The 12,798-nt window shown below is 46.0% G+C and carries 14 protein-coding genes; 2 read left to right on the top strand and 12 right to left on the bottom strand.

Annotated elements, in window-relative coordinates; translation table 11 throughout:
* Window positions 1–13: 13 nt before the first annotated feature.
* Genes CIK87_RS09650 through dnaN form a run of 5 tightly spaced genes read right to left on the bottom strand, consistent with a single transcriptional unit; the run spans window position 14 to window position 6,311 of the window.
* A complete protein-coding gene (locus tag CIK87_RS09650; RefSeq protein WP_022309671.1) occupies window positions 14–1,672 on the bottom strand; it encodes a tetratricopeptide repeat protein in 1,659 nt (552 codons plus the stop codon).
* Window positions 1,669–3,327 (bottom strand): DNA repair protein RecN, encoded by a 1,659-nt coding sequence (gene recN, locus CIK87_RS09645; RefSeq protein WP_094386997.1) that lies wholly within the window; start codon window positions 3,325–3,327, stop codon window positions 1,669–1,671. The genes CIK87_RS09650 and recN overlap by 4 nt, the downstream gene beginning before the upstream one ends.
* On the bottom strand, window positions 3,327–4,232 hold the full coding sequence (locus CIK87_RS09640; protein WP_094386996.1) for a DUF4835 family protein: 906 nt from the start codon (window positions 4,230–4,232) through the stop codon (window positions 3,327–3,329). The genes recN and CIK87_RS09640 overlap by 1 nt, the downstream gene beginning before the upstream one ends.
* Window positions 4,233–4,288: 56 nt before the next feature.
* Entirely contained in the window at window positions 4,289–5,149 is an 861-nt protein-coding gene (locus CIK87_RS09635; protein ID WP_094386995.1) for a 3'-5' exonuclease, read from the bottom strand.
* Between the two features lie 31 nt (window positions 5,150–5,180).
* Entirely contained in the window at window positions 5,181–6,311 is a 1,131-nt protein-coding gene (dnaN, locus tag CIK87_RS09630) for a DNA polymerase III subunit beta (RefSeq protein ID WP_094386994.1), read from the bottom strand.
* Between the two features lie 158 nt (window positions 6,312–6,469).
* Between dnaN and CIK87_RS09625 the strand changes: the two genes are divergently transcribed.
* Window positions 6,470–6,859, top strand: coding sequence for a DUF3127 domain-containing protein (locus CIK87_RS09625; RefSeq protein ID WP_022309666.1), 390 nt, complete (start codon window positions 6,470–6,472; stop codon window positions 6,857–6,859).
* Between the two features lie 367 nt (window positions 6,860–7,226).
* Here the strand turns inward: CIK87_RS09625 and CIK87_RS14055 are convergent, their stop codons facing one another.
* From CIK87_RS14055 to CIK87_RS09620, 3 genes are all read right to left on the bottom strand, one after another.
* Window positions 7,227–7,409, bottom strand: a complete 183-nt coding sequence (locus CIK87_RS14055; protein ID WP_144008171.1) for a hypothetical protein — start codon at window positions 7,407–7,409, stop codon at window positions 7,227–7,229.
* Window positions 7,410–7,623: 214 nt separating this feature from the next.
* Window positions 7,624–7,806 carry a hypothetical protein gene (locus CIK87_RS14050; protein WP_144008170.1) on the bottom strand — a complete coding sequence of 61 codons (183 nt, stop codon included), beginning with the start codon at window positions 7,804–7,806 and terminating at the stop codon, window positions 7,624–7,626.
* Between the two features lie 186 nt (window positions 7,807–7,992).
* On the bottom strand, window positions 7,993–8,199 hold the full coding sequence (locus CIK87_RS09620) for a hypothetical protein (RefSeq protein WP_094386993.1): 207 nt from the start codon (window positions 8,197–8,199) through the stop codon (window positions 7,993–7,995).
* A gap of 517 nt (window positions 8,200–8,716) precedes the next feature.
* Here CIK87_RS09620 and CIK87_RS09615 point away from each other — a divergent pair.
* Complete coding sequence (locus CIK87_RS09615) at window positions 8,717–10,054, top strand: ATP-binding protein (RefSeq protein WP_094387013.1); 1,338 nt, start codon at window positions 8,717–8,719, stop codon at window positions 10,052–10,054.
* Window positions 10,055–10,176: 122 nt separating this feature from the next.
* Here the strand turns inward: CIK87_RS09615 and CIK87_RS09610 are convergent, their stop codons facing one another.
* The 4 genes from CIK87_RS09610 to CIK87_RS09600 form a co-directional block, all read right to left on the bottom strand.
* On the bottom strand, window positions 10,177–10,359 hold the full coding sequence (locus CIK87_RS09610) for a hypothetical protein (RefSeq protein ID WP_094386992.1): 183 nt from the start codon (window positions 10,357–10,359) through the stop codon (window positions 10,177–10,179).
* 1,231 nt (window positions 10,360–11,590) lie between these two features.
* Window positions 11,591–11,845 (bottom strand): helicase associated domain-containing protein, encoded by a 255-nt coding sequence (locus CIK87_RS09605; protein WP_094386991.1) that lies wholly within the window; start codon window positions 11,843–11,845, stop codon window positions 11,591–11,593.
* A gap of 116 nt (window positions 11,846–11,961) precedes the next feature.
* Window positions 11,962–12,111 carry a hypothetical protein gene (locus tag CIK87_RS14385; RefSeq protein ID WP_158215056.1) on the bottom strand — a complete coding sequence of 50 codons (150 nt, stop codon included), beginning with the start codon at window positions 12,109–12,111 and terminating at the stop codon, window positions 11,962–11,964.
* Between the two features lie 75 nt (window positions 12,112–12,186).
* Entirely contained in the window at window positions 12,187–12,780 is a 594-nt protein-coding gene (locus CIK87_RS09600; protein WP_094386990.1) for a sugar transferase, read from the bottom strand.
* Window positions 12,781–12,798 lie beyond the last annotated feature (18 nt).

Below are 12,798 nucleotides of genomic sequence, written 5' to 3'. Positions count from 1 at the left end.
TATTTCCAAATATTTACTTATATTTCTTCAAATACTCATCAGCTCTTTCATCTCCCAATTCCTTGGCTTTCATAAGAGCTTTGGTTCCTTCTTCCTTATTCTTTGCCACCATATTGGCCACGCCCAACAAGATATATCCATCGGCATACTCAGGTGCAAGTTGTGTACAGATTTCTGCACTACGGATTGCCTTGTCGGTCTGGCTGAAGCGCAAATGCAGCGAAGCCTTCTCTGCCCACAGGGTTGGAGAATCACGCTGCAGCAATATGGCACGGTCCATATCGTTGAGCGCCTGCTGATACTGATGGATTTCCATTTCTGCCTTATGACGGATATAGTAGAAATTGCTGGTAATGGGCCTACCCTGCATCAACGAGTCATACTGATTGAAATCTATCACCGCTTTACGATACTCTCCTATATTATAATAATGTGTAGCACGAGCAAGCACATAAGGCGCACCCACAAAATTCAGTGGCTGGGGAGAGACAGCTATAGCACTGTCCAAGAGGGCTACGATCTCTGCATCGGGAGCCTTCATCTGCGTTTTGCACTGAGCGGCACTATAGAAGAGGTCACCATTGCGAATAGGGGTCTTGGTGAGTTCCATAAACTTGTCGTAGGCAGTAGCGTAGTCTTTCTTCACAAAATAAGCCAAAGCCTGCTGATGCACATAGAGAGGCTGGTGGTCTATATCATACGCCTTATTGGCTTCCTCCAGCGCCTTATCCGCATTCCAGGAAGGATAGATGCTGTCTGGAAGATTGGAAACCTTGTTATATATCAGACGGGAATAGGCCGAATGTACATCCTCCTTCTTGGCAACTTTCTCAAGGGCAGTCTTGATGGTAGCATCTACTCCAGAAAAATCAGCCTTAGCCAGCTGTCTGTTGGCCAGCGCATTATAGCCTTCCACATAACCAGGGAAACGCTGGATGAAAGCCTTTACGTACTTGTTATACATCAGCGTATCTCTCTGTTCTGCTGTGAGAGTCAACATCACCGCAGCCTGCTCATGGTTCTTGGGAAAGTCGATAGGGATAAACGATTGTCTGAGCACAGGATTGGCTATGGCCAGACCGTTCTCCACAGTCATATCGTTCATGAAATTGGCATCAGTAGCCACAATCTGCTGTCCATCCTTGGAAATCTGGATGACACCAATCACCTGACCTTTGGAATTGACAACAGGACATCCATCAGCACTCTCATCAATATTAGACGAGAAGAGATAATAGGCATACTTCTCCATAAACGGCTCCACGCTCTGCACATTGCGCTGGTCTATCAGGGGCTTGTTGACCGAATACTGCAATATCCATACCTTTTCACCCTTCTTGCTGGCTGCGGTTGCTACAGAAGCAGGCTGCGTGTTGCCATCCACCTTAAACTTGCAGACATTGTACAACTCGTTGGCACCTATCAGCGCACTTACTACCGATTGCTTGCCATTGGCATCGATTACCACCGCACTGTCGGCACCCACAAACGGCTTCCAAGAACTTATCGCTTCGCCCTTATCTCCCACAAACACGCCATGGGTTGATGCAAGCAAGGTACCATCTTTCTTAAAGGTTGTCAGAGAGAAAACCGATTTGGCGGCACTCTCTATCTGCGCACTACAATTGGTTGCAACCAAGAGTGCGAAAGCTATATAAATGATTTTCTTCATATTCTTAATAGGGATTTTGCATTTTCTATCGCGGCCGGAGTTATGTCACTGCCGCTCAACATCTGAGCGATTTCCTTGATTCGTTCATCATCTGTAAGTTTTGTCATCCTACTCAACGTCACATCACGATAATCCTCTTTGGAAACCTTATAATGGGTCGTTCCCATGGCAGCAATCTGTGGCAGATGGGTAATGCTGATGACCTGACGGTCCTTGTCGCCCATCTCCTTCATAATCGAAGCCATCTGCTCGGCCACGCGACCGCTCACGCCCGTATCAATCTCGTCAAAGATGATGGTGGGCAACTTGACTACTCCCGAGATCATCGCCTTCAACGAGAGCATCACGCGGGCGATTTCGCCGCCCGAGGCTATCTGCGATATGGGCTGCAACAGACTATTTTTGTTCGCACTGAACATAAACTGCAACTTGTCGGCGCCATCAGCACTCAAGGGCTTTTCCTCCATCGACACCTCAAATCTTACGTTGGGGATTCCTAATGGCACCAGACGTTGCTTAAGTTCCTTTTCCACAGTTCTCGCCACTTTCTCGCGTGTCTGCGTCAACTGTTTCGCCTTTACCAGACATTCCATGTATGCCCGCTCATATCGCTCCTTAAGCGCATCCAACTCATCCGAACCATTGTCAATAAGACCCAGTTGGTCAGCGATTTTCTGCTTGAGTTCATTCAGTTCTTCTATCGAACCGAGGTGATACTTCTGTTGCAGAGCATACAACCTATCCAGCCTGCCGTTGATTTCCTCCAACAAGGCAGGATTGAACTCAATCTTCTCTCCTCCCCCATTGATTTCGTCGGCTATATCTTTGATTTCGATATAAGCACTTTCCACACGCGCAGCCAGTTCCCGAGCTGGCGCATATACCGATTCTATCGAATTCAGATTGGAAGCGATGTTCTTCAGGATAGACGCCACATTGTTGTCTTCGTCAGCCAGCACGTTATTCGCATCAAAGAGCACCTGCTTTATCTCTTCTGCATGAGCCAGAATCTCACTGTCTTGCTCCAACTGCTCCTGCTCGCCTTCTTTGAATTCATCCTTGGCCAACTCCTGATATTGGAAACGCAGAAAATCTTCATTCTGCCTATCTCTTTCTATCTGCTGAGTCAAGTCATCCAACTCACGCTTGCACTTTTTCTGCTCTTCGTATGCCTCGGCAAACGCACGACGCACCTCGCCGTTCTTGGCCACCACGTCCACAATGCCGAGCATAAAATCATCCTTCTGCAAGAGCAGGTTCTGGTGCTGACTGTGTATGTCTATCAAGTGCTCGCCCAATTCCTTGAGAACAGCGATCGATACAGGTGAATCATTGACAAAAGCCCTGCTCTTGCCATTGGCATTGATTTCCCTTCTCAGGATGCAGTCCTGTGCATCATAGTCTATATCATTGTCAGAGAACAGACGCTCCAGATGACTGTCAGCCAAATCAAAATGTGCCTCAATGACACACTTCTTTTCGCCGTTCTTTATCTGCTTGACATCAGCACGATTTCCCAAAAGCAGACCCAATGCGCCTAAGATAATGCTCTTTCCCGCTCCCGTTTCTCCAGTGATTACCGAGAAACCTGGATAGAAATCAATGTCAAGCTGGTCTATCAGCGTAAAATCCTTTATATATAAATGTCTTAACATTATTCCTTAATTTTATCCCATGCCGCATTCTGACTGGCGTTGATACCAAACAGAATGTCGTATACTGTTTCCTTCTCCTTGGGCGTTCCCTTACCTTTATATATATTGGCAATTTCATCCCGCTTATAGTCCGCCCATATCTGCGGAACAAGACTCAGCGGCTTGTTATCATGACTGTTCTTCAACAGCTCCATCGCCTTAGTTATATTGGCACGCCCTCGCTCCGCATTGCCAGCCATCTCGTCAAGCCCGGTACGGTAATAGTCATACTGAAACTGTCGGAACGGGCGCATACCTCCATCCAGATAATCATTGATAAAGGCATACCTGTTTCGGCTGTCATCAAAGGCTTTCCATCCGGGATAATTCAGATTTTGCGCACTATTGGCAACATTCATACACTGTTGCAGCACCTCGTCACCACCCATGGCAGCAAAACTGTCGAGATTGATACCGATTATCAGATAAGCATAATAGGCAAACAGCGCAGTAAGTTGATTGTCAATATTGTCTGGAGTGAAGACAATTTGATCAAACTGGGCATATTCGAAGTTGAAGTTGTTGTCAGTATTGTTATAAAGAGTGGTAGTGTAAGCCGAATTATATACCGGACGATTGGCTTGTATCAGCGCCTTGCAAGTGAAGATATTCGACGAAGCGTCATATTTGGTTACAGTGATGTTGAAATTGCATACGATACGCTCATTCTTCTGAAAATGCAGATTGGTCCATTGCCGCTCATTGACAAATTGCTCCAACTGCTTCTGCAATTCATCAAACACACTGGCATCCGTTCCCTGTATCTGCGAACGGTTGATGGTTATCTTGGCATTGAGTTCCTGAGCCTTTGCCGGCATTGCCGCCAGCATTATCATGATGTAGCCCATCACCATCACGCCTTTCATCCAGAAGCGATTTCTCCGCGTAAATGTCCGTATCAATATGCCGAGATTACTGCCCACTATCCTTTCTTGTTCATAAATTCACGCATACGGATACGCGTGAGCACTTGCTTGGTGTTGTTCGTAAAATCAGACGACAGCATCCAACTGTAATAACCAGGGTCCTTGCGCAGCACATCTGTCACATACCAACCCTTGTACTTACCAAAATTGAAAGCCTCCTGCTTGCGCGGATTGCCTTCACCATCGAGCAGCGGCTTGCCATTGGCATCGACCATATCCTTCCACACGATTCTGCCTGCAAAGTCCACATTGTCATTCGATTTTGACAGGGCTGCCAACTCATCCATATCGTTGTGCAACACCTTTTCAGGGTCATCGGCGGTCTCTGGATTATACTTGTCCAACTGAGCCATCAGCACCCGATAGGTAGCCTCGGTGTCATTATCGGCACGATGCGGAGGGAAATCATCCTCCATCTTGCGACCGCAATAGAACTGATAGGCAGCAGCCAGACTCCTACGCTCCATTCTGCAGAAGATGCTGTGCGCATCTATCAGACGGACCTTGGAGAAGTCAAAGTCCACGCCCGCACGAAGGAACTCCTCGGCAAGCATGGGAATATCAAAAAAGTTTGAGTTGAATCCGGCAAAGTCACATCCCGCAAACGCATCTTTCAGATTGGCTGCAATCTCCTTGAAAGTCTTGGCTTCCTTCACCATCTCATTGGTAATGCCCGTAAGCGCTACCACCTCATCAGGGATTACCCGCTGAGGATTGACAAAGATATTATTTCGTTCTTCCCGTCCATCCGGCGTCACCTTGATATACGATATCTGGATGACACGGTCTTTTACAATATCCAAGCCGGTAGTCTCCAAATCAAAGACTACCAGCGGTTTTGTGATATTAAGTTTCACTATTACTATATATTATAGTGGGTTCTGAATATTAGTTTGCATCGTTCAGCAACATCGGCATGAGCAGCATCAGCACATCCTCATTCTCGGGCTGTTCTGTAGGTACAATGATACCGGCACGGCTGGGATCAGCGAGTTCCACCGTAACCTGCTCACTGTCCAGATTGCTCAGAATCTCTGTCAGCGAACTGCCCTTGAATCCTATGCTCATCTTCTGTCCTGCATAGTCACAGAGGATAGTCTCACGAGCCTTGGTTGCATAGTCTATATCCTCAGACGAGATAACCAGACTGCCTGCGTCCAACTTGAACTTCACCAACTGGCTGCTCTTGCTACCAAAAGGCAATACGCGCTTGAGAGCACTCAGCAGAGCCTTTCTGTCTATCGTAAGTTGATTGGGGTTGGCTACAGGTATCACCGAGTTGTAGTTGGGGTAACGTCCCTCTATCAGTCTGCATGTCAGCACGCCCTCGTCGAAGGTTACCTCGGCATTTCGTCCATCAAACTTGATGACGACATCACTGCCATCCTTGCCCAGCACACTTCTCAACAGGTTGGCTGGCTTTTTCGGGAGAATAAAGGCGGCAGGAGAATCACTCTTCACCATGAAGTTCTTGTTACGCACCAACTTGTGTCCATCACTGGCGACGATAGCCAACGCATCCGGAGTCAGGTCAAAGTAGATACCATTCATCACCGGACGCAGCTCATCCTGCGCAGTGGCAAATATCGAACGGTTTATGTTGGCAGCCAGCACGCCCGAATCAATCGTGATTACATTGACATTCTCAGGCATCGTCAGCATCTTGGGATATTCTGCAGCGCCCATGATGGTAAAGTTATATTCACCGCCTTGATATATCACCTTGATTGTAGCCAGTTCGGTATCAACGACTACAGTCAGAGGCTGCTCGGGCAGCTCTCTCACAGCGTCAAGCATGGTCTGGCTCTGAATGGCAAAAGCCCCTTCTCCAGAGTTACTGTCCAGTGCCACAGTAGACTTCATCATGTTTTCGCTGTCCGACGAAGTAATCGTCAGCGAACCATTGTTCACCTCAAACAAGAAACATTCCAGTATAGGGAGTGAGTTTTTACTACTGATAACCTTTGCCAGGGTTTGTAAACGGCTGCTAAGAGCGTTGCTTGATATTGTAAATTCCATGCCTATATTATTTATATGGTTTTTAATTGAATATAGGCACAAAAATACAAAAAAGCTGCTTGCGGTGCAAAAAAATAGGCAAATATTTTCGTCTTTCTCATAAAATTTAGTAATTTCGCGGAAGATAATAATCTCGAAAACAAATATATAATTATAAAATGGAACTACAAGGTAAGGTAATCGCAGTGCTGCCCGCACGCAGCGGCGTTTCAGCACGTGGAGAGTGGAAGAGTCAGAGTTTTGTAATCGAAACCCACGATAGCTTCCCTCGCAAGATGGTATTCGATGTATTTGGCGAAGAGCGTCTCACTCGTTTCAACATACAGTTAGGCCAGGAGGTCAATGTTTCTTTCGACATTGATGCTCACGAGTATAATGGCCGTTGGTTCAACAATATCCGCGCATTCGACGTTCGCTTGGTCGACCCCAACACCGTTAGCGCAGCCCCTGCAGCCCAGGCCGCTCCCGCAGCGCCTCAGCAGCCCGCCAACGCCCCATTCCCACCCCAGCCCGAGCAGAGCAACAGCGATGACGACCTGCCATTCTAATGACAGAACCCATATCATGAATATGATGACAACTCCCAAGGCCCATTAGGACTTTGGGAGTTTTTCTTTTCACGCCACAAGAGCCCGAACCACCGTCCCTCACGAGCCTCTCATACCCAGACAAGATAACCCCCATAAGAGCATATCTTCTACGATATCTTTCACCACCTGCACTTTACAAGGAAACACCATAGATTCCCCCACCCATGCAGAGAGACACATATATAATAAGGTATATAGAGCATCTATGCAGGTTCGGAATACGACGAGTCTCATGCTCCATCCACCCCACACATCCAGAATGTGAACCACATCAGGTTGGCATTCTCGCCCCTTGGGGAGAGTTAGAAAGGGGCACCACAAGCAGCTATTTTTTCACCGCCAAAGGCGGACTTTTAGAACGGCCGACGGCCGCTTTTTGAACCGTGGTGGCTGTTGTCGTCATGCAATGCATGACATTGGTGATGACGGTGATGACAAGAAGGAAAACTTGTTTTCTGACTGGCGTCACCATCAGCCCCAATAAGGCGAAGCCGACAACAGCCACCACGGCTTTTTGTCTTTATCTCCATCCCTTAATAGTTAAAGCAAACAGAGGTAAAAACATGGAAACTCTCCCACAAGCACCACCATTTACAGCGTTGTCGACAGAACGGAGCTCTATCACACCACCCACCCCATCATTTCACCAATAACTATGCGTAACTCACCAAGTTAGCATTCTCGCCCCCTTGGGGAGAGTTAAAGAAGGACTCCACATGCAGCTATTTTTTCACCGCCAAAGGCGGACTTTTTGAACGGCCTGCGGCCGCTTTTTGAACCATGATGGCTGTTGTCGTCAGGCAATGCATGACATTGGTGATGACGGTGATGACAAGAAGGAAAACTTGTTTTCTGACTGGCGTCACCATCAACCCCAATAAGGCGAAGCCGACAACAGCCACCACAGCTTTTTGTCTTTATCTCCATCCCTTAATAGTTAAAGCAAACAGAGGTAAAAAACATGGAAACTCTCCCACAAGCGCCACCATTTACAGCGTTGTCGCCAGAACGAAGCTCTATCACACCCCCCATCATTTCACCAATAACTATGCGTAACTCACCAGGTTAGCATTCTCGCCCCTTGGAGAAAGTTAGAGAGGGGCACCGCAAGCAGCTATTTTTTCACCGCCAAAGGCGGACTTTTTGAACGGCCTACGGCCGCTTTTTTGAACCATGATGGCTGTTGTCGTCATGCAATGCATGACATTGGTGATGACGGTGATGACAAGAAGGAAAACTTGTTTTCTGACTGGCGTCACCATCAGCCCCAATAAGGCGAAGCCGACAACAGCCACCACGGCTTTTTGTCTTTATCTCCATCCCTTAATAGTTAAAGCAAACAGAGGATAAAAGACCTGGAAATATCCCCCCACAAGCACCACAATTTACAGCGTTGTCGCCAGAACAAAGCTCTATCACGCCTCACACCCCACCTTTTCACCAATAACTATGCGTAACTCACCAGGTTAGCATTCTCGCCCCTTGGGGAGAGTTAGAGAGTGGCTTCCACAAGCAGCAGCAACGCTGTAAGTGTTGCGTTTCCCCAGCCCAGGGTTGCGGGCGAAAGCACGCTACCCTGGGTACACGCCCACCCCACCATCATGGCTACGCTGTAAGTGTTGCGCTTAGCCGAAGGCGTTACCCGCAATGGGCAAACAACCCAAAGATTTCGGTATCAGACCGAATTTCGCTACAAAAGATTTTGGTATTAGGGCATAAATCCACAAAAAAGATTTTGGTATCAGACCATATTTTGCCATGATAAATTTTGGTATCAGGGATTTTTCATGTAACTTTGAGGGCAAAAAGGGAATTATGTCAGATGTAATATTCAAGCGTAAAATCTATTCCAAACTAAAAGAATGGAAAGAGACATCTAAAGGCAAAACAGCCTTGCTTTTAGAGGGAGCAAGGCGTATAGGTAAGTCTACCATTGTGGAAGAATTCGCTCAAAAGGAATACCGTTCATACATTTTGATAGACTTCAATGAAGCCTCAAAAGAAGTCAAGGGACTCTTTGACAACTTGATGGACATAGATTATATTTTTTTGTTCTTGCAGAATATTTATAAGACCACATTGTACGAAAGAGAGTCTGTGATAATCTTTGACGAAGTACAACAATGCCCTAAAGCTCGACAAGCAATCAAATACTTGATAAAGGATGGCAGATATGATTATATTGAAACAGGTTCCCTTATAAGCATTCGAAAGAATACCAAAGATATTAGCATACCCAGTGAGGAATATCGACTTGAGATGTTCCCAATGGACTATGAAGAGTTTCGATGGGCAATGAGTGATGAGACAACAATGCCACTGATGCGTAAGTTCTTTGAAAAGAAAATGCCATTAGGCGATGGCTTAAATCGTCAGAAAATGCGCGAATTGAGATTGTATCTGTTGGTTGGAGGAATGCCACAAGCTATCAACGCCTATTTAGATACAAACAATTTGCAGCAAGTTGATATGGTAAAACGACAGATTGTACAACTGTATGCAGATGATTTTAGAAAAATAGACCCTACGGGGAAAATTTCGAAACTATTTATGGCTATACCCTCACAGCTAAGCCGTAATCTGTTGCGCTACCAACCCACACCTGTAATTGGGAAAACGGGCGCTGACAAAATCGACGAGATGATTCTTTGCCTGGAAGACAGCAAGACTGTCAACGTGGCTTATCATGCAGATGACCCCAATGTTGGAATGTCATTGACAGCCGATTATGGAAAATATAAATTATATATAGGTGATACAGGATTGTTTGTGACAATGGCATTTTGGGATAAGGATTTTACGGAAAATATCATATACCAGAAACTGCTCAATGACAAATTGTCAGCCAATCTGGGATATGTATATGAAAATCTAATTGCACAAATGCTTCGTGCATCTGGCAACAAACTGTTTTACTATACCTTCCCCAAAGACGACACCCATTCTTATGAGGTAGACTTTCTCTTGTCGAGAGGCAACAAACTTTGCCCCATTGAAGTAAAATCGTCTGGATATAAGACTCATGCATCGTTAGATGCTTTCTGCCTCAAATATTCAGATAGAATAAACCAGCCATATCTACTTTATACGAAAGATTTTCATAAAGACGGGAACGTGCTGTTAGTACCAGTTTATATGACCCCATTGCTATAAAGCTAAAATTCCAATATAATCAACGCCGAACAGAAGGTGAGAGCGGCCACTTTGGGGAAGGACCACAACAGGTTGGCATTCTCGCCCCTTGGGGAGAGTTAGATAGGGGACTCCACAAGCAGCTATTTTTTCACCGCCAAAGGCGGACTTTTTGAACGGCCAACGGCCGCTTTTTGAACCATGATGGCTGTTGGCGTCATGTTATGCATGACATTGGTGATGACGGTGATGACAAGGAGGAAAACTTGTTTTCTGACTGGCGTCACCATCAGCCCCAATAAGGCGAAGCCGACAACAGCCACCACGGCTTTTTGTCTTTATCTCCATCCCTTAATAGTTAAAGCAAACAGAGGTAAAAAACAGGGAAGCTCTCCCACAAGCACCACCATTTACAGCGTTGTCGCCAGAACGGAGCTCTATCACACCACCCACCCCATCATTTCACCAATAACTATGCATAACTCACCAGGTTGGCATTCTCGCCCCTTGGGGAGAGTTAGAGAGGGGCTTCCACAAGCAGCAGCAACGCTGTAGGTGTTGCGTTTTCCCAGCCCAGGGTTGCGGGCAAAAGCACGCTACCCTGGGTACACGCCCCCCCCCACCATCATGGCAACGCTGTAAGTGTTGCGCTTAGCCGAAGGCGTTACCCGCAATGGGCAAACAACCCAAAGATTTCGGTATCAGACCGAATTTCGCTACAAAAGATTTTGGTATTAGGGCATAAATCCACAAAAAAGATTTTGGTATCAGGCGGTAATTTGGCAAAATAAATTTTGGTATTAGGCTTTTTTTACCGCCAAAGGCGGACTTTTTGTACGGCCGACGGCCGCTTTTTGAACCGTGACGGCTGTTGTCGTCATGCGAAGCATAGCGTTGGAGGTATTGGTGACGACAAAGAGAAAAACTCGTTTCCCGTCAGGCGTCACCAACAACTCCAACAAGGCGAAGCCGCCAACAACCACAACGGTTTTTTGTGTCTATCACATCCTTTAATAGATGTAGCAAATAGAGAACAAATGGCAAGAGACTTTTCCCTCAACCAGTTTCCGCGGGAACGTTCCACTATGCCTTTCGGACGCCCACAAGCAGCAGCCACTCAGAACCGAAGGTCACCGACGCTGTACGACGCGGAAAGATAATGTCGTTGCGTTTAGCCGAAGATGTCACCCGCAGTTGACCTGCTGTTTCATGTATAAACCCGGATCGGTCATTAGGACTTGCTTGGATCTGGCTCTTTTGGAAGAGTGGATTTTGTATGGTTTTTAATGAGTAATAGCGAGCTGTTGCGAATTAAAAAACAAGCAAGAGACGCCTTATAAAAGACAAAAGACTGCAGGCAGTCATGAAATAACACACCTAACGGCCTAATGACCGTTTTGGGATAAATCGCAACACTTACAGCGAAGCCAAGAAAAAGCGCGGAAATTCGGATGATTCCCAACGTATTGCGACCCACATAAACGCATAGAGCCGGACTCCCATACTATGGAAATCCGGCTCTATGCACCATTCTATTGGACACATATACGGCAACAACTATTCGTCGTCACCCGACTCATCCGCAAACAGCAGATGCACCCGCCGCTTATCGCTCAATTCTATCAGAAGCTGCATGTGCTCATCATCCAGTTTGCCGGCCTTCATCTGTTTCTTGTTATACTTCCACCAGTTCAAAAGGCCACGCTTGTCCGCCTTCTTCTTGTTGGGTAGTTGTCCATGTTCCTCAACATAAGCCAATAGCTCCTTGTAACTTTCCTGCCAATTGGCCTCACGCTTTGTCATATTCTCCATAATCTCTGCTTTAACACAGCAAAAGTAACAAGTTCCATCGACACCGCCAAATATACTGTCCACCTATTTATATATATAGCACGAATTACCTGCAACCGCCTATCACTACAACTCAATTATTTCTTTAGCGCTTCGAGAGCAGCTGCCGCATCTTCTTTGGCAATCTGCATACAACGAGCCACATACTCAGCACTTATCAATTGCATGGCTCCAGAACGATGCTCCATTTCTACAAAATCACTTACCCGTTTTACCAATTCTTCCATAACATCCTTAATCACAACAATTATAACGCCAAACGTAGAGAACTTAGGTTCAATCTACAGCTTCCATTAATATTCTCACCGTTCTGTGAGAATAACCTTAAATGTCTGGAATATGAGTTTAATATCATACCAAAACGAGCTATGCTTCACATATTCCAAATACAGCTTTATCTTCTCCTGCATGATTACACGAATATAGTAATCTTCTGGATTTTCAGCCTTTTCCATAAGTTCATTTTCGTTACGGAACTTGATGCTTGCCGGATCAGTAATACCTGGACGGACATCTAACACATGCATTTGTTCAGTCGTCCAGTAATTTACATAGTGGCGCACTTCCGGACGCGGGCCCACCAAACTCATGTCACCAACAAATACGTTTATTAACTGTGGTAGCTCATCAAACTTATATTTACGTATAAAATAACCAGAACGTGTCACGCGAGGGTCCCGACCGCCAATGGTCACCAACGAGCCCTTGTCCGCTCCTATACACATGGAACGGAACTTATATATTCGGAAATCCTTATTACCTCTTCCCACGCGCACTTGCCTATAAAAGACCGGACCTTTGGAATCCAGTTTAATCCATACCGCCAATATCAAAAACAACGGACTCAATACAATCAAGCCACACCCAGAAGCAACGATGTCAAATAGTCTTTTCATATATATAGGATAAAATAA

This window comes from Prevotella sp. P5-64 (assembly GCF_002251285.1).
Taxonomy (GTDB): domain Bacteria; phylum Bacteroidota; class Bacteroidia; order Bacteroidales; family Bacteroidaceae; genus Prevotella.
This window is presented reverse-complemented; position numbering and strand designations above follow the sequence as displayed.